The organism is Chthoniobacterales bacterium, from assembly GCA_035274845.1.
Taxonomy (GTDB): domain Bacteria; phylum Verrucomicrobiota; class Verrucomicrobiia; order Chthoniobacterales; family UBA10450; genus AV80.
In genome coordinates this window covers 90,880-110,962 of sequence record DATENU010000019.1, presented here as the reverse complement: position 1 = coordinate 110,962, position 20,083 = coordinate 90,880, and the positions used below count along the sequence as shown (strand labels likewise).

Below are 20,083 nucleotides of genomic sequence, written 5' to 3'. Positions count from 1 at the left end.
TTAGTAGCGGAAATGCTGGTTCACCTGCGAACCGTGGACCGCTTCGTGGCAACCAGCCGACCAGCAGGTGCCTTGTTGGATCCTGCTCGTATGATCGTTGTCGGCGATGAGAATCTTGCCGTCGCTGGTCTGCTGCTGGAAGTGGCACTTGAGGCAGAGATTCGCGCTCCGCTGGGTGAGCAGTTTCTGGTTCACCGAGCCGTGCGGCGAATGGCAGGTAATGCATCCCTCCCGGATCGCTTCGTGTTCGAAGACATAGGGCCCCCGCTGGGAGGTATGACATTGCAGGCAGGCTCCGTTCGGGCCCAGCATCGCGATGCTTCCGCCCTTCACGCTTTGCGGCATGTTGGTTCCGCCGCCTTTGATGGCGTCGCCCTTGTGCGGGTTATGGCAATCCGTGCAGCTCACCTTGCCTTCGAGGACAGGGTGATGATGCGGCAAATCAAATGAGGAACGGACATCGGTGTGGCACTGGAAACAGGTCGTCGGCGATTTCCGCGGATTCACAATCTTGCTCCGGTCTCCCCCACCCTTGACGTGGAGACTTCCGGGGCCGTGGCACGATTCGCACCCCATGCTCTTGGCGTTGTCGCCCTGCGCTTTCAGGCGCGCATGGCTCGCGGTCCGGAAATCCCGCACGATCGTGTCGTGACAGGTGGCGCACTCGTCCGACCCGACGAATTCCGCGCCCGGAATACTCGGCGGCGCCACAATCGCGTGGCCCGACTCCATGCTGCTGCAGGAAAGAAGAATGAGAGTGAGCGCCGCGCTGCCGCCGACCACCCACCAGAGCTTTTCGCGCTTACCGATGAACCAACGAGTGAGCCTCGCGAGTCGCACGGCCCAAATTTTTACAGAAACCACGGGCGAGTGGCTACGCATTTTTACCGGCAAAATTTATCCGGTCAGCATCAACTCCGCTTCGCTCCATTCCGGAGCTTGGCACGATATTCCGTGGGCGATTTGCCCGCGAACTTCCGGAAGACCCGGTTGAATTGCGAAAGGGATTGGAAGCCGGTCGCGAAAGCGATTTCGCTCACCCGGAGATTGCGTTCGCGCAAGAGCGCCGCCGCTTTCTCGAAACGGGTCCGCGCCACGTAGTGCACAAAATTCATTCCAGTCGCTTCCTTGAATTTTTCGCTGAAATAATTTGGGCTGGTGTTCGCCGCCCGGGCCACCGCGCCTAACGACAACTCTTCGCCGCAATGGTCGCGAATAAAATTGCGCGCCTTCCAGATCCTGACTGGTTCGACGCCATTGGAATGGTGATTTCCGTTTTTCATTTTCTCTCCTGGAGTAAGAGACTCCAGGAGGGAAATTGAGGCTCGTCGTTCCTTGGCAAAGGCTGGCTCTATCTTGCCGGCGCCGTTTGGAAGATCGCGGACCGGGAGCTTGAGGTTTGTCATCGGCGAAATGTCTTCAGGTTGGAACCGGCCCAGAATCTGAAAAACGGGGGCGTCCCGCTATTGGACCTTAGGGCTATCCAGGATTCCGCCGGCGCAGCGGACCAGGAGCGCGCTGGTCAGACAAAGCTCTCGTTCGTTCGCGGCACCCGGCCTTCATCGGCGTCGTGGTAATCGACCCACGTTTGGATATCAGCCCGATCCCCGAAGCCGCTCGCTCTCTTTACCTCTTGCAGCTCGCCGGTGCTGTCGTCGCGCCAACCGCGTTTCACGACAAAGTTATTCCAGAACTTGATCTTGTCTTCGTCGGGCCGGCCAAAGTTTTCGAAGCACCAGGCGAGGATTTCGTCATTCGTCCCGCCCCCGCGCACACACTCGACTAATTGCGGAACATCGATGCCGAAGAAACGGCAGAAGTAGCCATCGAAGCAGTCGTGCACGGGACAACCAGGATAGTTGTAGTCGGCAGGAAGGAGGCCCTGCTCCTTCAGGCGGAGCTTATCCAGCATTCGAGCAAAGAAAAATATGCCTCCGGTCGCTACGTAATCGCTGCAGGGCGTCTTCATCGGACAGCATTGATTGGGACGGTCCGCCGATCAAATGATTCGCGGACCTTCACGGTGACGCAGCCAATCGAGTTGCAGAAACTCCTGCAATGCCATCTCGGTGAGCTGTAGCCGGGACCGGCGATCCCCAGAGCACCAAAGGCGCGACGATCACTCCTAGCCTGGGGCAACGCCCCAGGGACCAGGGCAATTCCACCCACGCGAGCGCTGAAGGCGCGATTCCGATCCGCTCCCTCCGATCTATGAACCGCGCCTTCAGCGCTTTGGGTTTCACGCGGACGAGGTGTCATGGGGCGTTGCCCCAGGCTTGAATTGTTCAGCGCCGTTGGCGCAACAAACCGACCAAAATCACCGATCCGGCATTACGCCCTTCGAATTTGTCCGGTTCGACGATCCGGATTTTCGGATTCACTTTGCCGATCCAAAGAAGCGCCCCGGTAGCCAGCAAATCGCCGCCCTGATGCGCAAGGAACGCACACCGTTTCCCAATTGATGCCGAGCCGTCGCCGGGGCAGCGACCGAGAATTATCACATGAAAACGCAAGGTTTCGGTTCAGATCAGCAAAGAGCGAGGAACAATGCACCCGCCGGGCAAAAACGGGTTGGCCTCCTTGTGTTAGTGATTTCCGGCATCCTGATCGCATCGGCATTCGCGCAGCAGCCGCAATTTAACATCGTTAAGCCAAGCACGACCGGCGTGCCTTGCGATGAAGTGCGCGTGATGGGGTTCGATCCCGCCGGCAATCTTTGGATCGCCGGGCGCTGGGTCTATTGGCAGGAAGCGGCGGTGGCGATGCTTTCGGCCGATCAACTCGACTATCAACCACTACCCGGGGGCGGATTCGACACTGGGGCGTGGAAGGTCTGGTCGAGCGTTCATGGCAATCCGATCCCCTCCCTTTACATCAAGGGCCTCGCCTTTAGCAGCGACGGGACAATGTGGTTCGGCAGCGAAGGCGGGCTCACCCGATTTCGCCCCAACGCCCAAAATCCCGCCGATCGATGGTTCACCTATACCCCGGCCAATTCGCCGCTCGTCGTGGGAGAAGTTCGGTCTATCGCGATGGACAGCCAGGGCAACCTCTGGGTCGCCAACGCCAGCCTGAATTACGCCTTCAGCTTCCTGTTCAAACTAAACCCCGCGACCGGTCAATGGACGTCAGTCAGCACGGGTCACCAGCCGCTGGAGATCACGGTCGGGAATAATGATCACGTTTTTGCTTCGATGAAGGACACCGGCGGCATCATCGAATTTGACGGCACCTCCTGGGTGCTGCACGAGGCGGAACCCCGCGAACTGGATAACCTCATGCAGGATTCGCAAGGCAACGTCTGGGCCGCCGGGAGCGGAATAAACGGAGAGGGCCTGTGGAAATGGAATGGCTCGTCTTGGCAATACTGGCCGCAGATCGACGGCGACGTCACCGTAACCGGGATCGGAAAAGACCGCGACGGGGTGGTTTATGTCTCCATGTGGTTCGGAAAAATTTATAAGATGATTAACGACGTCCCAAACCTTTTCGCCGCGGCCGAACACCTACCCCGCAACGTGATTGGCCGGCCTAACGGCGACATTTGGGTCAACAATTATGGCAGCACTGCGATGCTCGGTACCGTTCGGCATTACAACGCCGCGGGTCAGTTGCTCACGCGCATGAACACCTACAACAGCGGTCTGCCCGATTATTTCATCGATAGGATCACCCGGGATAGCAGCGGTAATATGTGGTTCGCGGGATCCAATGGCGGCGGCCTCTCACGAATGCTCGGCAGCAACGGAGCGCCTGAGGCAGCGACTCATTGGCGAAATTGGAGCAGGCACAATGATAACTCCGAACCGTATCCCTGGATGGAAAACGAGCCGATGTACTCCGTTCTGGAAGATGACAACGGCATGTTCTGGATGGGTGGCAATGGCGTTGGCTACTGGGATTCCGCCAGTGGGGGATTCACAAAATTTTGGAACTGGCAAAACTCGAACCTCGACACGTCGGGGATTAACAGAATCGTCAAACGGCAAGGGACTACCTGGGTCGGAACGGGCGGTTCGGGCGTATTCTGGCTAAATGGAAACAGCTGGACGCGCGTCCTGCTCGATCCGGGCTGGACCTACGACATCAATTATGTGAACGCGATGACCGTCGATACGGCCAATAACCTTTGGGTTGGGTCGAATTTCGGGCTGCGAAAATTTGCCCCCGGCGACAACGTTAACTTTACCGAGTACTACACGAGCAATTCGCAACTGCCGAGTGATTACATTCTCGATCTAAAGGCGGATCCCAGCGGAGGCATTTGGATCGGGACCACGGAAGGCTTGGTGCATGTTAACGGCAGCACCTGGACAGTCTACAACCAGAGCAATACCGGCATGCCCGGCAGGAATGTGAATGGGATTGCGCGCCGGCCGAGTGACGGAATGATCGCAATCGCCAACAATCAGCCAAGTGTGTGGCCTTACACCGGAGGCGTGAGCACGTTCAACGGAATGGTCTGGACTCATTACACCCCCGACAACTCGCCGTTGATCCATTGGCAGGTCGTGAGCGTCGAATTCGACGGGAACGGAAATCTCTGGGCGACCGACGGAAGCGAAGGCGTGGTGCAGATCATGATCGGCCAGCCAACGCCCAGCCCAAGTCCCAGCGCGAGCCCAAGCCCCAGCGCGAGCCCAAGTCCCAGCGCGAGCCCAAGTCCCAGCGCGAGCCCGAGTCCCAGCGCGAGCCCGAGCCCGAGCCCCAGCGCGAGCCCGAGCCCCAGCCCAAATCCAGGATCCAAGGCCATCAACCTTTCGACCCGAATGCTAATTCAGACCGGGGATAACGTTGGCATCGGTGGATTCATCATTACGGGGACCACTCCAAAAAATGTACTCATCCGAGGGATCGGGCCTTCGCTGACAGGTTTCGGGGTGCCCCATGCGGTGCCTGATCCTGTGCTGGAATTGCATGGCCCCGGCGCGTTCGCCACGATAACGAACAATGATTGGAAACAAACCCAGTGGGCCGAAATCCAGGCCACGGGTATTCCGCCAACTCATGATCTTGAGTCGGCCATCCTGGCCACGCTCTCTCCCGGGGCGTATACGGCGATCGTGCGCGGCAATGGCAACACCTCAGGCGTCGCGTTGGTGGAAGTCTACGATCTCAATCAAAGTGTTAACTCGAAACTGGCCAATCTAAGCACGCGTGCCTTTGTCAAGACCGGCGATCAGGTGATGATCGGAGGGTTCATGGTTGGAGGGAGCGCCACGGACCAGACCGGGATCGTGGTCCGCGCGATGGGTCCTTCGCTCAGCAGTTTCGGGATCGCGAACGCTCTCCAGGATCCCATGCTCTCGCTCTACGACAGCAACGGGAATATGCTGGGAACGAACGACAACTGGCGGGAGGCGAGCCAACCTGAGATCGTGGCGGCAGGGCTGGCGCCGACTGACGATCGCGAGGCGGCTTTGTTTCAGTCGCTCCCGCCGGGTGCTTACACTGCCATTGTCGCGGGCAAAGGAAGCACCACGGGTGTTGGTTTGGTCGAGGCTTACAATATCCAGTGATTCGTCCAAAAAATAGATGCCGGGAACGCGGTAAATAGGAAACGTCTCGTGTCGCTGTCGCCCAGACCGGGGTCTCGCTTCAAACCAGTGCGCCGCCGCAGCTGGATCCAGCTCCGGCGGTGCAGCCGAAACAATGGTCTCCGACCAGGATCGGGCGGTTCTCGATTGCCGCAGGATCAATGTCCCACAGATACAGGCCCCGCCCGCCCTCGTCCCACTGCATGTTGAGCATCTGGTTAAAGTCGCAATCGAACACCTGGCCGGTCCAGCCCACGCTGAGAGTATTCCGGCACATCAACCCTTCCACGGTGGCGGGATTGAACGCCTCCTTCAGTAACAGCAGGTAATCGACAAAGAGATTGTTATTCCTCAGGTAGGAAGCGAAACGCGCGATAGGCAGATTGGTGATCGTGTAGAGATTGTTGAACACGATGCCGAAATGCTCCTTCAACTCCCGCTTGTAATCGGCTTCGAGCTCAGCCTGCGGGCCGGGCAGGAACGCACCGTTCGGATTGTAGACGAGGTGAAGCGGCAGCCCGGGCTCGGCGCCGTAGCCGAGCGAGTTCAAGAGCTGGAGCGCTTTGATGCTCGCCTCAAATACCCCTTCACCGCGCTGCGCATTGACGTTGGCTGCGGAATAGCAGGGCATCGAAGCGATCACTTCTACTTCATGATGCGCGAGGAACGCCGCCAGACCTTCGTAGCCTGGCTCGAGCAGGATCGTGAGGTTGCACCGATCCATTACGTGTCGATCGAGCGCCTTTACGCGCTCAACGAGATAGCGGAAGCCGGGCACCATCTCCGGGGCGCCGCCGGTGATGTCCACCTTCGGAATGTCTGTCTTCGCCAGCCAATCGATTACCCGGTCGATCGTCTCACGCGTCATGATTTCCTTCCGCTTCGGACCGGCGTTTACGTGGCAGTGCACGCAGGTGAGGTTGCAAAGCTTGCCCACGTTGACCTGGAGCACGTCGGTCCGGGCGCGCCGCAGGACCATTGAGTGATCGGCCAGGGTTTGCGCAAAGTTCTGCCCGCCGTTCATCAGGGTTGGAGCTCTCTCAGGTTGCGCGGTTCGCGCGCCGGGATATTGCCATCCGGCAATCGCCAGTCGCGCTGTTTGCGAAAGGGCAACGCCCACAGCTTCACGAGCGCGAGCTCACGTTCATCGCGATAGGCGGCGACGCCAATTGTGATTTCATTCTGCGCGATGTCCCGGCGCAGGGTGCGATGCAGCTTATCCCACCAGCAGAAAATCGTGCCCCAGTTCGAGTTGGTCTCGCGCTGCACGATGGAATGATGGATGCCGTGCATGCGCGGGGTCACAATCACCTGGTTGAGCAGGCGTTCCAGTCCGAGCGGGAGACGCCAGTTCGAATGGTGAAACAGGGTCGCTGATTCAAACACGATTTCGAAGATGAGAAGCGCGAAAAACGGAATGCCGAAGAGCCCAACGACGAGAACGCGAAACGGCACCGAAAGGATAATCTCGCCGAAGTGGAAGCGCGCCGCGGTGCTAACGTCGAGGTCGAGATCGGTGTGATGCACGTTGTGAAAACGCCAGAAGAACGGCACGAGATGATTGGCGTAATGCCACCAGTAATAGGCCCAATCCATGACGAAAAACCCGAGGATGCCGGCCGCCCAGGGCGGAAGATGCAACCAATGGAATAACCCGACGCCCCGCTGCTCGGCCCAGGCGGCAACGGCGAGCGGGATCGGAATCATCGCCAGCCGGAAAATGGCAAATCCCGGAGCGGAGAAGGCGAGGTTGCGCAACGCGCGCGCGAAAGCGGAATAGCGCGGGCGTCGCAAGGAATCGCGCATTTGCAGCCAAAACAGAAGGGCAAACAGCGCCACGAAGAGCGACGTGCCGCCATAATCCAGGAGTGGGATGGGCTTCATCGCTGCGGCGCCGGCGCGAACGTCGCCTCCTGTCCCGCAACTCTTTCCCGGCGCAACCACCGGTAGATCACATGCAAGCGGGCGATCGGGACCCCGAGCACATAAAGGAGAAGAATGAGAAAGTAGGATGCCGTTGTTCGATACGGACCGTAACGCTCATACGCGCGCGGGCTGCAATGGACGAACGGGCGCAGTTGCTTCATGCGGCCGAGGCGGCGCAGCGCGAGGTAAAGCTCCGCGTCTTCCAGGATCGGCAGATCACGATAACCGCCGGTCTTTTCAAAACCCTGACGCCGACAAAAGATGGCGTGGTCTCCGAGCGCGAAACCAAAGACATCCACGCCCAGGTTACCTAACGAGTCGCTGACCCGATAGATCATCGGCCGCCGCGGAAAACGCAGTCGAAAACAACCGCCCACCACGAGCGGATCACGCAGTGCATTCTCGATCTCTCCGGGCGCGTTCGTGGGCAATTGCAGATCCGCGTGGACAAACCAGAGGACCTCACCACGCGCGAACGCCGCGCCAGCATTCATTTGCAGGCCGCGACCGGCGGCGGTCGTCACCACAACGTCCGCGAGCGATCGGGCGATGGTCGCCGATTCATCCGTGCTGCCGCCGTCGGCCACGATGATTTCGGCGTCGGGCGCGACGTTGCGCACGTGACGCAGGAAATCTCCAAGCAACCGGGCCTCGTTCAGGACCGGCAGGATGATGGAAAGAGAGGGCTCGCCCATTGTTTACATCGGATTCGCCTGCGGTTTGCGAATCAGATTCATGAAGCCTAATGACGAAAATGGTCATTTGCCAGTAAGCGAACGGCCCTTCCGGATCCTCATCATCAGCGGCTCGAACCGGCGGCAATACAACTGTCCGGGGGTCGATTCGAAGGCGCGGACCCTGATGTTGCGAATGGCGGAGCGATTGCCGCAGGAATGGGAGATCGATTACGAAGATCTCGGCAACGTTTACGGCCGGGCCCGCATCCAGAGCTGCAACGCCTGTGTCTCGACTTCCATGGCACTCTGCGTCTGGCCCTGCAATTGTTACGAGAAAGGGAGCAGGAAAGAGCCCGACCTCATGTGGGAGCTCGATTTGTATGCGCGGCTCGATCTGGCAGACGCCTGGGCGATCCTGGGCCCGATCAATTGGTACGCGCCTACCAGCAGTTTGAAGCTGATGTTCGACCGGCTTGTTTGCATGAACGGCGGCAACCCGCGGGAAGAAACGATCGAGCACAAGAACCCCGAGCTCGCCATGCAGCTCGAGCGGACGCCGGAGTGGCAGGCGATGAGCCTGAACCATCTCGAAGGCCGCACTGCCGGCTTTTTTTGTTATGGCGATGGCGGCGGCGACGAGCTGGACAGTGAAGGCCGGCCCAAAGTGCTGAAGCACGCGCACAAACATTACTTCGATCCGGAAAAGGAGCCGTTCGAGAACGACCGCGAAAGCTATGCGCCTCTCGTCTGGCAATGCCGCTACGGCGGGGTCGAAGTACCGGAGGAGTTGTGGAGTTACGTCGAGTTCGGCAAAGGCGAAAAGTACAGCGAAAACCAGGCGGAAGATTTGCCACGGCACGACACGGCCCTTGAGGAACTGGACGCCTGGACGGACCGCTTCGCCGCCTTCGTTCGCCGGAAAGGCAAGGTCGAGCCAGGCAAATACCGCGCCTTCGGCTACAAAGCGCCCGGCCATTTCCTGCGCGACGTGAAACTTGCCTGGCGCGACGTCCGAATGCGCGTGGGCAAACCACCCGAAGGATCGTCACCCGAGGAACAACAGAAACTTGGTTTGAATCAGGACGTGACCATCAGCCCCGCCAAGAGCGAGGGCGAAAAGCTGCGCGAGTAATTTACGGTTTCTCCTCCAACCAGTGCCGTCAGTGGCTACCGGAGCAAAACAGCGATTCTTTTGAAACTATGCCCCGTCGATTGTCGCTGTTTTGAAACTCCGGCCTGGACTTGAACATCCCACCTGACTCATCCCGGCCGGCGGACAAAGGACGGAGCCGTAGCTACAAAAAACGCAGCAGTCTCCCGCTTTCGGCTTCAACCGCGCGTGACAGGCGAGGCAATCATAGAAGAACAAACAGGCATTCGTCGGCATCTCTTCCTCCGCGCGGTGACCGCAATGTGGACAGGTGATGACCGAACGGAGAACCAGGCGGCCCTCTTCTTGCCTTGTCAATAATTGCGGCGTTATGATTTTGCTTCGCAGCAGCATTTGTCGTGTGTCTTTTTGCTAAACGAGCACACGAACTTTCCGGCTTTGACCGTGCAGCAGCATTTCGCTGCGGATTCTTTGCCGGTATCTTTACAGACGAGTTTGGCTCCAAATGCGGAAGCCACCAGAAGAGTGGCTGCGGCTGCGCCAAGGAACAAACGTTTCATGGATCGAACCTAGGGCCATCCCGCGAAATCTCAAATCTCCACTACTCGGTTGGGGCAACGCGGGCGCAGCAGCCTGGCTCGCGAACACAACAGCAACCCGCCACGCCAATGGCGGCGCCGATCACCGGAGCGAGAAGATAAATCCAGAGAGACGTAAGCTGCCCCGAAACAACCGCGGGACCAAGCGAGCGAGCAGGATTCATCGATGCGCCGGAAATGGGGCCGGCGAACATTGCTTCCAGAGCGATCACGGAACCAACCACAATCCCCGCCGTAATTCCCTTCTCCCGCGCGCCAGTGGAAACGCCAAGGATGACAAACATCAACAGGGCCGCGAGAAGGACCTCGAGAATGAACGACTGCCATTCCGCGCCCGCTGGCCGGGTGGCGCCGAGCAGCGCGCTCGCTGGAAAAAGAACACGCATCAGGCCGCTGGCAACCAATGCGCCGGCGCCTTGGCTGGCGACATAAGGCGGCACGGTTCGGCCGGGCAATCGACGGGCGAACCAAAAACCGAGCGTCACGGCCGGGTTAATGTGCGCCCCGGAAATGTCGCCCAGCGTGTAGATCATCGCGAGGACCACCAGGCCGAAAGTGAGTGCGATGCCGACGTGCGTAATCGCGCCGTCCGATACCTGATTTATGATGATTGCGCCGGTGCCGGCGAAAACCAGGGCGAACGTGCCGATCGCTTCGGCCGCACATTTCTTCAATAGCCCCGCTTCTGTCATGGCGCGGGGGCCAGAGCCTTCGGACACTTCTCTTCGCACCAGACTTCAATCTTCGAGCGAATCTCGTCCCGAATTTTTCTGATCGCGGCCAACTTTTCCGCGTCGGTGCCCGTGAGTTTGGAAGGATCAGGAAATGGCCAGTGCAGGCGGGTGGTGATTCCGGGGAAGATCGGACAGCCCTCGGCTTCCGCTTCGCTGCAAACAGTCACCACGTATTGAAATATCCTGCCTGACTTCCATACCTCAAAAACCTCCTGGGTCCGCTTGCCGGAAAGATCGATTTTGGCTTCCTGCATCGCCTCGATGACCAGCGGATTGATCGTGCCGGCTTCAAGCCCCGCGCTCTCAGCCGTGAAGAATTCGCCGCAAAGATGATTGAGCCACGCTTCGGCCATCTGGCTGCGAGCGCTGTTGTGGACACAGATAAAGAGAATTTTTTGTTTCATGGAGAGCGGGCGGCGCTGGCAGATTGGAAGAGAGATCTCGGCTCGCAGCACTCCTTTTTCAGAGCGGTGAGGTTCTTCAGGTCGCGCGCAAATACTTTGTCGGTCTGCACACAATCCTGAAGGCATTTGAGATTCGCCTCCAGCTCAGGCGCCGGGGTTTTCGGCAAGGAATAAATCATCCAGTTCTGGTCGCGCTCGGCCACGACCATGCCGCGCTCGCGCAAATAGGCGAGGTGCTTCGAGATCTTCACCTGCGGTTCATCGAGGATTTCCTGGAAATGACAGACGCACAGCGGCGACTGGCGCAAGAGATGCAGAATCCGCAACCGCGTCCGGTCGCAGAAGCATTGGTAGATTTGGACGAGGTCCATGTCAGGCGCAGCAAGTGGCTGTCGCCGGAGCGCAGCAATTCTCATTGGAGATGGCCTTTTTACGCTCCTGGGCGAGGCATCGGGTGCGGCGCTTGCCGAGCGTGACGTCGAGATACTCACCGGCGGGCTCGACTGCCAACACCGGATATTGCGCCACGACGCAGCAGTCGTATTCCACCTCCACTTCCAGCCGGTCGTGCGGCAGGACGCGTTTGCCGAGCTGGAGAATTTTTGCGAACCGATCCGCGCGCAATCGATGATCGACATCCTCCCCCACGTGCGTTTGAAGAACCACTGACTCGGACCGGCCCGTGAGCCCGCCGCAATCGATGTAGCTTTTCACGACGTGTCCGACTTCGGTGACGTGTGCGTGAAGCGGGATAGCGTCCCCGTCTGGCAACAAAAAGCGGAGGAAATTTTTTGGATGTCGTCCAAGGATTTCGCGAAGGGCGGCCAGTTTCATAGCCCGATCTATATTCCGATACAGGAATATAGTCAAGCAAGCTGCGGGGAATTGAAGAGGTTGAGGATTTCCATCGATGGCCGGTGTGGCATCATCCCGCCTAATCCCAAATTCCTTGTTCCTCTTTAGATCGTGAAATCCATCACCATAATTGCAGCGTTCGCAGTAATCGCTGCTGTTCTCGGCTCGGATGCGGTGGAGTTCGTGGCTGGTTTCAATTCGTTTCCGGTCCCGATAGGTTTTCTCCGGGCAGCCTGCTTTCCATTCGCATGGAGCGCATTCGCGACGGGCGCGGCGGTAATCGTCGCCCTGTTTTGGCGGCGCATTGAGTGTGCGGTGATTCTCGCACTGACGATCGTTACATGCTGGCTGGTTTCGTCGTTGCTGGCTGGGCGGCCGATGTTCCTGCTCGGGTTCGCCACCCGCCTGCATGTGTCATCCAGTCCAGCCGAGATTCAGTCAGTCGCGCAGACGTGTCTCTCGCTTATGCCCGACGGAGGTTCGATCTACGGACCGCGAAAGGGTTTGCGTCCGCCGCCAGAAAAAGCCGAACAAAGCCGCCGAGCATGGGATGCGATCCGTGCGCATTCGTTTGTCCACATGGATGGAGATACCTGCGTGATTTTTGTGCGGCCGCCCGAGGTCGAGTTTTCGTGGGGCGGAGCATTGCCAGGTCATTGGGGCGTTCATGTCGGCCGTTCCGAGCTACGACCCCCCTTTTACCACCAGACCCTTTCATTCTCGGACGGCATTACGGTGTTTCGGGGAGAATAAACGCAGTCCTGGAGCCTTTTGGAGCTTGGAACCCGGGATTTGGAATCCGCCGTTAGCGGCGGCTCAGGCGGCTACTGTGCCCCACGGTCGTAAACCTCGACCAGGCCGACGCCGGTTGTATTCACTCCGGCGAGCAAGGCAGTATACATGCCCGGCGGCAGCGTCGCCATTATGGCCGACTCCAAATTGTTTGTGGGCCGCAGCCCGGGGGGCGGCAGCGGTTGCATGCTTTGCTGCCAGTCATTATTCGACGCGAGCAGCGTTCCATTATTGTCACGTAGCTCAAGCGTCGGATCGGCCAGCGCATTAGTCACACCAAACCCAGCCAGGCTCGGCCCGATTCCACGAATGAGAATCTGGCCATCACTGTTATTGCCTCCGAGAATGAACCCGGCGATCACGACATTGTCCCCCGTGTCCACAAAAGCGCGCGTGCTGATGTTGGCCAGCCTGGCCGGAACGGCCGGGCTCAGGTCGTAGACCTCGATCAGGCCGACGTCGGCGGTGTTGTTCTTGCCGCGAATGATGGCGGTGTAAGAGCCGGGATCGAGTGTGATGTCGATCGCGGCCTCGAGGTCATTGCTGGGCGCAAGACCAGTTGCTTGGATCGCGGCGGCCTGGGCCGGGTCGTCGTGCCAGTTATCATCGGCGATCGTAACGAAACCGGAAGGGCCGTGGAGTTCGAGGGTTGGATCGGCCAATGCGTCGGGGACGCCGGCACCGGTCAGGGAGGGACCGATGGCGCGGAGCAGGATGTGTTTGGGAACGCTTCCCGTGATGATGAAACCGCCGATGCCAGCATTATCCCCGGCTTGCACACGCATCCGAGTCGATAAGTTAAGCGGCTGGGATGCCGGTGAAGCCGTCGCGGTTGGGGTTGGCGTCGGCGTCACAGGTGTGGGAGTCGGCGTCGAGCTAGCGGTGGCAGTTGGCGTGACGATCGGCGTAGCGGTTGGAGTTGTAATCGGAGTGGCGGTCGGGGTAATGACCGGGGTCGCAGTCGCGGTAGCCGTCGGAGTTACGACCGGCGTTGGAGAAGGTGTCACCACCGGGGTGGCGGTTGGAGTTATCGTCGGCGTGATGACCGGCGTGGGCGACGCTGAAGGTGTCGGCGTTACCACCGGAGTTGCCGTTGGGGTTGGGGTTGGAGTTGGACCTCCGGTCACATCCAGGAATGCCGCCGTGATCGGCCCCCACGTCTCAAAGCCCTGGACGTTGTTCACGCCGCGCCCGCGCACAAAGATAACGTGGCGGCCGGCCGACAGGCTGCCGGTGTTGATGGTTGCGTTGACGGCCGCGGTTGGCGACGTGAACGAGCCGCTCATTGGAATAGCCGTGCCGCCGGCCCAGGGAGGCGTGTCAATGTAATATTCCGCCGCGCCCACGTTCTGGCTGAAGGCGTTGTTTGACCAGGCAAAGGTAATGCTGGCAGTGAGCTGTGAGGGCACGCCGGGCGCCACTGATGCCGGGTTAGTGGCAACCGTATTGGCGTCTGGTCCGTGCGAAGTCAGATAAGGCGTGCGCGCGATCTTCGCCAGGTAAAGAAGCATTCCCCGGTTCTCAGGCCAGATACCCTGTGACGAGCCGCAGCCAGGATTATCTATGCACGAGAAGGAGGGAAGGAAGTCCTGGCCGCTCAACTCGGTGGAGAAGGATGCCATGCCCAGCTCACCGTAGGCCCAGTCAATCGAGCCACCATCTACCGGGTACAACTGTTCCTGGATCCCGCCATAGGGATAACCATTCCCGCCCGCGTTCGTGGCGGCCATGTGAGCGGCGATATTGCGCGTCTCCGCGTAGTTCGGCATCTGGTTAAGTGTCCAGCCCCACGGATAGAGGTTCACGGGTACAACGGTGTGGATGTTCTGGTAAACGCCCATGGCCGTGATCGGCGCCGCGTCGGTATCGCCGGGGCCGCGCTGGTCGGGCACGAGGGTGCGAAGCTTGTTCACGATCGCCATGTCTTCCGGCTCCGAACCCGACGACGTTCCTCGATAGGTCTGCTCGCACACGGAAGTGCTCGAGCCGCCACAGCAGCCCCAGTGGAAAGGAAAATTGCGGTTGGCATCGACGCCGAAGTGATTCGTGGGAGAGGGCGGCCAGGCGCAAGTCCCGCCTCCGACGTTGTCACCGTTCTTGCGGTACATGTACGGGCTGTTGCCGCCGCCGCCCGCCTCGACGATGTGGTGGCCATCGGGGTTCACTTCAGGCATCAGCCAGATGTCGTGATGGTCCACAAGCCAATGGGCGTCGGCATTGGTGTTGTAGTTATTGAGCAGGTAGTCGATCAACCGCATCACAACTTCCGGCGTAGCGATTTCCCGGGCGTGAATATCGCCGTCGATCCAGACAACGGGTTTGGGGCCTGGGATGTTGCGGTTCGTGATGTGGAGCACAAACAGGTCGTAACCGTTCCACGGGCTCGGCAGGGTGCACGAGCCTGGATGGAGCTTGCACCAGGAATCGCCAATATCGATTTTCTCCACCAGACTGGGAAACTGCGCGACCTTCTGGTCGAGGAAGGTGTAAATTTCTTCCACCGACTTGTAGCCGTTGTAGAAAGTGTCGAGCATGAGCTGGGGATCGCTCAGGTTTCGACTGCCGTTCTCCTCTATCTCCACCCGGAGGCCGCGCGACGTCAGGCCATAGTATTGGTCGCGATCACCGATTACCGTGAGATAACCGCCCGTGGTGGGCACTTCTTCGGGGTTGAGTTCCTGGGCCAACCGGTCGCGTTCGTCGCGATCGCGGAAGTAGACGCGCAGGACGAGCGTCTTGTATTTCTCGGCCAATGGATTCGGGCCGCTTCCCGGTTGGGAATGGATAGAGGTGGTGGCGCGAGTCTCAGAGTCGGCCGCCAAGGCGAGGCCGGCCAGGGTGACTGCCGCCAACGCGCAAAAAGCGCCAAAAACGCGCCTCGCACGCGCTGATGATTTCTTCGTCTGACGATGGTTTTTCATTTTGGATTCTCCTGAGGGGATCATCCGTTCCGATCCTCAGATCGTATTCCTTATGGCGCCCCGCGGTCGTAGACCTCGACCAAACCTACGCCAGAGGTGTTGTTTACTCCAGCGAGCAATGCGGTGTAGAGACCCGGGGGCAGCGTCGCGGCGATGGCCGACTCCAAGATACTTGCCGGCGCCAGGCCGGCCGCGACAAGCTCGGCGGCCTGGGTGGAATCGTCCTGCCAATTGTTATTAACCAGGAGAAGCCCTCCATTGCCGTCGCGCAGCTCGAGCGTGGGATCGGCCAGCGGGTTTGTCACTCCGACCGCGCCGAGGCTGGGGCCGATGCCGCGCACCACGATCCTGTCACCGCCGCTGTTTCCACCGAGAATAAATCCTGCGATCACGATGTTGTTGCCGGTATCGACAAAGGCGCGCGTGCTGATATTGGCGAGCTTCGCGGGAACGGTTTGGCTCAGGCCGTAGACCTCGATCAGGCCGACGCCGGAAGTGTTGTTCTTGCCGCGGATGATGGCGGTGTAAGCGCCGGGAGTCAGGGTGACGTCGATCGCGGCCTCGAGGTCATTGGTCGGTGCAATTCCGGTAGCCTGAATCGCGGCGGCCTGAACCGGGTCGTCGTGCCAGTTATCATTCGTGATAGTGACAAAGCCGGTCAGGCCATGCAGCTCGAGGGTGGTGTCGGCCAACGCGTCGGGGACACCAAAACCGGTCAGAGACGGGCCGATCGCCCGGAGAAGGAGATGTTTGGAAGCGCTCCCGGTGATGATGAACCCGCCGATGCCCACATTATCCCCGGCCTGCACCCGCATTCGAGTCGACAAGTTGAGAGGCTGTGCTGCGGGTGAAACCGTTGGGGTTGGCGTCGGCGTCACCGGTGTAGGAGTCGCCGTCGCGCTCGGACTGGCAGTTGGCGTAACGACTGGCGTAGCAGTTGGGGTGATGACCGGCGTTGGAGAAGGCGTCACCATCGGGGTAGCGGTTGGGGTTATCACCGGCGTCGCGGTCGCAGTGACAGCCGGTGTGGGCGACGCGGTAGCGGTCGGTGTCATGACCGGCGTTGCCGTAGGCGTCGACGTGGCTGTCGGAGTCGCTGTCGGCGAAACGCTCGGGCTGGGAGTCGGTGTGGGCGCGCCGGGCAGGCTGAACGCGTAGACTTTGTTGTCGCCCGCAATATAGATTCGGCCGCGCGCGGCGATCCCGGTGTTAAAGGTGCGCGTCCCGCTCACTGTATCGGCAGCGCTACCGCCGCCGTAAATCGTCGCACCGGTCTCGCCGTTGTACCCAAACAAGTGCCCGTTGGTGCCGTGTGTATAGGCCCAGACGATCGCGTTGCTCGTGCCATCGGTAGAGGTCACGAACGGTGATGTGCGCCCGGCAGAAGTCACAGGCCATCCGGGCGCGGTGGCGATTGTCGGCGGATTTGTGGCCGTAATCTTAAATGCGGTCAGCGTCCCATTGGGCGGCCGGAGCGCGACGAAGGTGCCCTGGCTGGTCCGATAAGTCACCGACGAATTGATGACTTGTCCGGCGGAGACGACCGCTTGCGCTACTGGCGCAACGATGCCGCCGAGGTTCGCGCGATCAAGCAGGTACCCGTTTCGATCTTTGCCAATCGCGAGCACCAGCGCGGAAGGGGTCGCGCCGGGAACATCAAGGATGATGGCATTCGTCCCGCCCAAATCGACGTCACCGCTGTCGAGCGACTGCCAGTTTGTCGGCGCCCAATAATCGTTGGTCGACCCACTGAAAACCGGTCCCGGCTGAAGACGAATAACGGCTTCGCTGCCACCCCAGGGAGTCGTCCCGCCGGGAGCATTGCCGGTGACGACGAAAAGGTTGATGCCATCGCTCGCAATTCCGCCGGGCGTCCAGATTCCTGACTTAAGCGAAGTGGTGACCCACTCGCCGAACTGCGAACCGTCAAGCGACACGGCCAGCACGCGCCCGTGATAATTGCCCTGGTCCGCATATCCGCCGTAGGGAATGTAAACCATGTTCCCGAGGAGCATGAGCGCCCCGCGCTGCATGTGAAGCGAAGAGCTGAAGTCGGCAAAGCTGGCGTTCACGTCGATGGGGAACCCGGGATTGACCGACCCGGTATCAACGTTCACGGAATAGATCATGTTGTTAGGCCCGCTGACCACGGCGACGAAGATGAGCGCGCGCGAGGCCAGGTCGATCACCGGTGTGCCTGTGATGCCGACCGGCGAGATAAGTCCCATGCCCGACGCCGGCACGCCGACATTCTTCTGCCAGATAATCGCGCCGGTGAGCGCATCGAGCGCGTAGACGTTATTCGATTCCGTGACCGCGATCACTTTCGCCCGGCCGTCCGGCCCGCCTTCGACATAGAGCGGCTGGGCGTAGACGTTGCCCACAATTGCGCCATCAAAGTTCTGATCCCTCGCCAGGTTCGCCGCCGCCGCCGCCGTAAATAACGGGTCAATGAATAATCCGTCGCGCGATGGATTTTTATGATACTGGGTCACATTCTGAGAGATGGCGGCGGGAGCTGCCGGGGCTTGGGTGAGGAGCGCTCTGGAGGCGGCAATGCCCAGGGTTCCCAGCCCGACCGCGATAGCGACAACAGACAAATTCTTCATGGTCCCGCAGCCTTTTCCGAAAAATTTGCCGAAAAAGAAAGCAACTTTTCCGACGATAGGCCAATGCGCCCCCGTCTATCCGTTATCCCAACCGCAGTCGGGATTTTTCCCCGGTAAGATCGCCGTTATTTCTTAGGCTTTTCTTCTTTCTTGGGCACCAGGGTCATCCCGCACTTGGAACACTTCCCTGGCTTGTCCTCCACCACCTCAGGATGCATCGGACACGTATATTTCCTGGCCTGGGAATCCGCCGATGCGCTCGGCGTCGGGGTTGGCGTCGATTCGGCAAATGTGGTTGCGACCCAAATCGTCAAGGTCATTGCGGCAAGTACTAGCGCTGCTTTTCTTAGGGTCATATCGTTGTTGAGATATCCGGAGTCTACACGCTCCGGTTCCCTCTTGTCATGTGCGGCTTTCCTCTGGCCGAAATAGCAAGGTCAGCGCCGAATTTCTCCTGGGACGAGCGCCTGAGTCGAGGCGTTTGGAAGTCGTTGACATTCAGTTCACCGTAACAGTGCCCTTCATCTCCGTGTGGAAGGTGCAATAATAGGAAAAAATTCCAGCCTGGGTGAACTTGTGGTTCCAGGAAGATCCGGGTTCTATTGACTCTGAATTCAGTTCAGCGCCGGCCTCGGAGGTGACGGTGTGGGGCGTCAGGTCGTTATTGATCCATACGACGGTTTCGCCGGTTTTGATTTCAATTGCTGCCGGTGAATATTTGACCATCTCGATCGTAACTTGTGAAGCGGCGGCAACATCGGCGGAGCCAGGGGGCTGGGTCTCGCGGGCGGTCGGGTTTGGCAATGCGTTTGGGGGCGGTTCGAGGCGGAATTCGCGATGGCGAACTCTGCCTCCCGCGTAGGAAATATAGCCTCCCAGCCCGAGACAAGCAGCGCCAAGGACCAGGACGATCGTTGCAAACCAAGTCGATGACCTCGGCCACCTTATCGGAAGAACGAGCCCAACTGCGCTCAACGTCGCCAGCGCATAAAAAAACCAAATCAATTTATGAGCCCGATCCGCGTGCTCGGCGAGCCAGGCCCGTCCGTCGTTGTCCGCCATCGACAACACGCGGTCGTACGCTTGCTGGCCCAATTCGTAGACAGGCCACGCTGAGGCGCTGCTGATGAGCACAATGACAAGCGCGGCGATCGTCGCCCGACGACTGCGCTGCAAAATCGCTACGACCAAACCAATCAATCCCGCGGCCAGGCCGTAGACCGGCAACGGGTTGATCAGAACGTGAATGTATTCAGGCTGCAGCATGCTGGAGATTGTTGGCCCTCGCGGCCACGCGCGCTTAGCCCTTCCGGTTCGGACGGAAGGACTGTTCGCTCACCATCGCGAAGATGGCCCTATTTGAGGGAACTCTGAAGCTCTTTGGCGTGGGTAAGGTGGGAGGTGAAGATAGGGCCCGCGCTCTCCAGCAGTTTTTTCAGGTCCGCGTTCTTTGTGTTTGGGATCAGGGTTTCGGTAACCGCCTTGATGACCGCTTCATGGTACGCGACCTCGTTGTCGATATAGGCCTTGTCGAATGCGGCTCCGCTCAATCCCTTGAGTTTGGCGAGGTTCTTATCCGCGTCGGCTTTCAAGCTCCGGCTGGTGTCGCTCTCCTCCGGAGTCAGCTTCAATTTTGCAGCCAGGTCCGTCGCCTGCTTGTTCACCGAAGTGTGGTCGCGCACCATCATTTCGGCGAATTCTTTGACTTTGGGATTCGAGGACTTTTCCGCGGCTAATTTGCCCGCGTCAATGTCGATCGAATCGGCGGTCACCGCGATCATTGCGATCTGTGGATCGGTCGGCGGGGTGGCGGCGTTGCTTTCGTTTCCCGCGACGAATATCGTCGAGCAGGCGAGGATTCCGGAGAAGAAGAGTGCGTAGGTTTTCATAGCCGAAAGCATTTGCCGGAAACCCAATT

The 20,083-nt window shown here is 59.5% G+C and carries 20 protein-coding genes; 3 read left to right on the top strand and 17 right to left on the bottom strand.

Features of this window, described 5'->3' with window-relative positions:
* The 3 genes from VJU77_13135 to VJU77_13125 form a co-directional block, all read right to left on the bottom strand.
* On the bottom strand, positions 1 to 840 hold the full coding sequence (locus tag VJU77_13135) for a cytochrome c3 family protein (GenBank protein HKP04290.1): 840 nt from the start codon (positions 838 to 840) through the stop codon (positions 1 to 3).
* A gap of 71 nt (positions 841 to 911) precedes the next feature.
* Positions 912 to 1,406 (bottom strand): AraC family transcriptional regulator, encoded by a 495-nt coding sequence (locus VJU77_13130; protein ID HKP04289.1) that lies wholly within the window; start codon positions 1,404 to 1,406, stop codon positions 912 to 914.
* A gap of 116 nt (positions 1,407 to 1,522) precedes the next feature.
* Positions 1,523 to 1,969, bottom strand: a complete 447-nt coding sequence (locus VJU77_13125; GenBank protein ID HKP04288.1) for a DUF5069 domain-containing protein — start codon at positions 1,967 to 1,969, stop codon at positions 1,523 to 1,525.
* A gap of 532 nt (positions 1,970 to 2,501) precedes the next feature.
* On the opposite strand from VJU77_13125, the gene VJU77_13120 reads away from it, so the two are divergent.
* Positions 2,502 to 5,519: a two-component regulator propeller domain-containing protein gene (locus VJU77_13120; GenBank protein ID HKP04287.1), complete on the top strand. Its 3,018-nt coding sequence runs from the start codon at positions 2,502 to 2,504 to the stop codon at positions 5,517 to 5,519.
* Positions 5,520 to 5,598: 79 nt separating this feature from the next.
* Here VJU77_13120 and arsS read toward each other — a convergent pair whose 3' ends face one another.
* The 3 genes from arsS to VJU77_13105 are packed head-to-tail and all read right to left on the bottom strand — an operon-like array spanning position 5,599 to position 8,158.
* Positions 5,599 to 6,561: an arsenosugar biosynthesis radical SAM (seleno)protein ArsS gene (arsS, locus tag VJU77_13115; protein HKP04286.1), complete on the bottom strand. Its 963-nt coding sequence runs from the start codon at positions 6,559 to 6,561 to the stop codon at positions 5,599 to 5,601.
* Positions 6,561 to 7,421, bottom strand: a complete 861-nt coding sequence (locus VJU77_13110) for a sterol desaturase family protein (protein HKP04285.1) — start codon at positions 7,419 to 7,421, stop codon at positions 6,561 to 6,563. The genes arsS and VJU77_13110 overlap by 1 nt, the downstream gene beginning before the upstream one ends.
* Positions 7,418 to 8,158 (bottom strand): TIGR04283 family arsenosugar biosynthesis glycosyltransferase, encoded by a 741-nt coding sequence (locus tag VJU77_13105; protein ID HKP04284.1) that lies wholly within the window; start codon positions 8,156 to 8,158, stop codon positions 7,418 to 7,420. The genes VJU77_13110 and VJU77_13105 overlap by 4 nt, the downstream gene beginning before the upstream one ends.
* Positions 8,159 to 8,198: 40 nt before the next feature.
* On the opposite strand from VJU77_13105, the gene VJU77_13100 reads away from it, so the two are divergent.
* The gene (locus VJU77_13100; GenBank protein HKP04283.1) at positions 8,199 to 9,272 is read left to right on the top strand and encodes an NAD(P)H-dependent oxidoreductase; all 1,074 of its coding nucleotides are present in this window, start codon (positions 8,199 to 8,201) and stop codon (positions 9,270 to 9,272) included.
* Positions 9,273 to 9,338: 66 nt separating this feature from the next.
* Here VJU77_13100 and VJU77_13095 read toward each other — a convergent pair whose 3' ends face one another.
* Genes VJU77_13095 through VJU77_13070 form a run of 6 tightly spaced genes read right to left on the bottom strand, consistent with a single transcriptional unit; the run spans position 9,339 to position 11,822 of the window.
* Positions 9,339 to 9,644, bottom strand: a complete 306-nt coding sequence (locus VJU77_13095) for a GDCCVxC domain-containing (seleno)protein (protein HKP04282.1) — start codon at positions 9,642 to 9,644, stop codon at positions 9,339 to 9,341.
* Complete coding sequence (locus VJU77_13090; GenBank protein ID HKP04281.1) at positions 9,620 to 9,811, bottom strand: hypothetical protein; 192 nt, start codon at positions 9,809 to 9,811, stop codon at positions 9,620 to 9,622. The genes VJU77_13095 and VJU77_13090 overlap by 25 nt, the downstream gene beginning before the upstream one ends.
* A gap of 41 nt (positions 9,812 to 9,852) precedes the next feature.
* Positions 9,853 to 10,542 carry an aquaporin gene (locus VJU77_13085; GenBank protein ID HKP04280.1) on the bottom strand — a complete coding sequence of 230 codons (690 nt, stop codon included), beginning with the start codon at positions 10,540 to 10,542 and terminating at the stop codon, positions 9,853 to 9,855.
* Positions 10,539 to 10,988 carry an arsenate reductase ArsC gene (locus tag VJU77_13080; GenBank protein ID HKP04279.1) on the bottom strand — a complete coding sequence of 150 codons (450 nt, stop codon included), beginning with the start codon at positions 10,986 to 10,988 and terminating at the stop codon, positions 10,539 to 10,541. The genes VJU77_13085 and VJU77_13080 overlap by 4 nt, the downstream gene beginning before the upstream one ends.
* On the bottom strand, positions 10,985 to 11,359 hold the full coding sequence (locus VJU77_13075; GenBank protein ID HKP04278.1) for a metalloregulator ArsR/SmtB family transcription factor: 375 nt from the start codon (positions 11,357 to 11,359) through the stop codon (positions 10,985 to 10,987). The genes VJU77_13080 and VJU77_13075 overlap by 4 nt, the downstream gene beginning before the upstream one ends.
* A gap of 1 nt (position 11,360) precedes the next feature.
* On the bottom strand, positions 11,361 to 11,822 hold the full coding sequence (locus VJU77_13070) for a DUF6428 family protein (GenBank protein ID HKP04277.1): 462 nt from the start codon (positions 11,820 to 11,822) through the stop codon (positions 11,361 to 11,363).
* Between the two features lie 132 nt (positions 11,823 to 11,954).
* Here VJU77_13070 and VJU77_13065 point away from each other — a divergent pair, with 132 nt between their 5' ends.
* Positions 11,955 to 12,596, top strand: a complete 642-nt coding sequence (locus VJU77_13065) for a hypothetical protein (GenBank protein ID HKP04276.1) — start codon at positions 11,955 to 11,957, stop codon at positions 12,594 to 12,596.
* Between the two features lie 71 nt (positions 12,597 to 12,667).
* On the opposite strand, the gene VJU77_13060 is transcribed toward VJU77_13065, so the two are convergent.
* From VJU77_13060 to VJU77_13040, 5 genes are all read right to left on the bottom strand, one after another.
* Positions 12,668 to 15,556 carry a M14 family zinc carboxypeptidase gene (locus VJU77_13060; GenBank protein ID HKP04275.1) on the bottom strand — a complete coding sequence of 963 codons (2,889 nt, stop codon included), beginning with the start codon at positions 15,554 to 15,556 and terminating at the stop codon, positions 12,668 to 12,670.
* 50 nt (positions 15,557 to 15,606) lie between these two features.
* Complete coding sequence (locus VJU77_13055; protein HKP04274.1) at positions 15,607 to 18,165, bottom strand: hypothetical protein; 2,559 nt, start codon at positions 18,163 to 18,165, stop codon at positions 15,607 to 15,609.
* 125 nt (positions 18,166 to 18,290) lie between these two features.
* Positions 18,291 to 18,485 carry a heavy metal-binding domain-containing protein gene (locus VJU77_13050; protein HKP04273.1) on the bottom strand — a complete coding sequence of 65 codons (195 nt, stop codon included), beginning with the start codon at positions 18,483 to 18,485 and terminating at the stop codon, positions 18,291 to 18,293.
* A 178-nt stretch (positions 18,486 to 18,663) separates the two neighbouring features.
* The gene (locus tag VJU77_13045) at positions 18,664 to 19,431 is read right to left on the bottom strand and encodes a cupredoxin family copper-binding protein (GenBank protein ID HKP04272.1); all 768 of its coding nucleotides are present in this window, start codon (positions 19,429 to 19,431) and stop codon (positions 18,664 to 18,666) included.
* 89 nt (positions 19,432 to 19,520) lie between these two features.
* Entirely contained in the window at positions 19,521 to 20,054 is a 534-nt protein-coding gene (locus VJU77_13040) for a DUF4142 domain-containing protein (protein ID HKP04271.1), read from the bottom strand.
* Positions 20,055 to 20,083: the final 29 nt, after the last annotated feature.

Coding starts and splice junctions, on each gene's coding strand:
- VJU77_13130 (HKP04289.1), bottom strand. CDS start 1,406: ATGACAAACCTCAAGCTCCCGGTCCGCGATCTTCCAAACGGCGCCGGC.
- VJU77_13125 (HKP04288.1), bottom strand. CDS start 1,969: ATGAAGACGCCCTGCAGCGATTACGTAGCGACCGGAGGCATATTTTTC.
- VJU77_13120 (HKP04287.1), top strand. CDS start 2,502: ATGAAAACGCAAGGTTTCGGTTCAGATCAGCAAAGAGCGAGGAACAAT.
- arsS (HKP04286.1), bottom strand. CDS start 6,561: ATGAACGGCGGGCAGAACTTTGCGCAAACCCTGGCCGATCACTCAATG.
- VJU77_13110 (HKP04285.1), bottom strand. CDS start 7,421: ATGAAGCCCATCCCACTCCTGGATTATGGCGGCACGTCGCTCTTCGTG.
- VJU77_13105 (HKP04284.1), bottom strand. CDS start 8,158: ATGGGCGAGCCCTCTCTTTCCATCATCCTGCCGGTCCTGAACGAGGCC.
- VJU77_13100 (HKP04283.1), top strand. CDS start 8,199: ATGAAGCCTAATGACGAAAATGGTCATTTGCCAGTAAGCGAACGGCCC.
- VJU77_13095 (HKP04282.1), bottom strand. CDS start 9,644: ATGCTGCTGCGAAGCAAAATCATAACGCCGCAATTATTGACAAGGCAA.
- VJU77_13090 (HKP04281.1), bottom strand. CDS start 9,811: ATGAAACGTTTGTTCCTTGGCGCAGCCGCAGCCACTCTTCTGGTGGCT.
- VJU77_13085 (HKP04280.1), bottom strand. CDS start 10,542: ATGACAGAAGCGGGGCTATTGAAGAAATGTGCGGCCGAAGCGATCGGC.
- VJU77_13080 (HKP04279.1), bottom strand. CDS start 10,988: ATGAAACAAAAAATTCTCTTTATCTGTGTCCACAACAGCGCTCGCAGC.
- VJU77_13075 (HKP04278.1), bottom strand. CDS start 11,359: ATGGACCTCGTCCAAATCTACCAATGCTTCTGCGACCGGACGCGGTTG.
- VJU77_13070 (HKP04277.1), bottom strand. CDS start 11,822: ATGAAACTGGCCGCCCTTCGCGAAATCCTTGGACGACATCCAAAAAAT.
- VJU77_13060 (HKP04275.1), bottom strand. CDS start 15,556: ATGAAAAACCATCGTCAGACGAAGAAATCATCAGCGCGTGCGAGGCGC.
- VJU77_13055 (HKP04274.1), bottom strand. CDS start 18,165: ATGAAGAATTTGTCTGTTGTCGCTATCGCGGTCGGGCTGGGAACCCTG.
- VJU77_13050 (HKP04273.1), bottom strand. CDS start 18,485: ATGACCTTGACGATTTGGGTCGCAACCACATTTGCCGAATCGACGCCA.
- VJU77_13045 (HKP04272.1), bottom strand. CDS start 19,431: ATGCTGCAGCCTGAATACATTCACGTTCTGATCAACCCGTTGCCGGTC.
- VJU77_13040 (HKP04271.1), bottom strand. CDS start 20,054: ATGAAAACCTACGCACTCTTCTTCTCCGGAATCCTCGCCTGCTCGACG.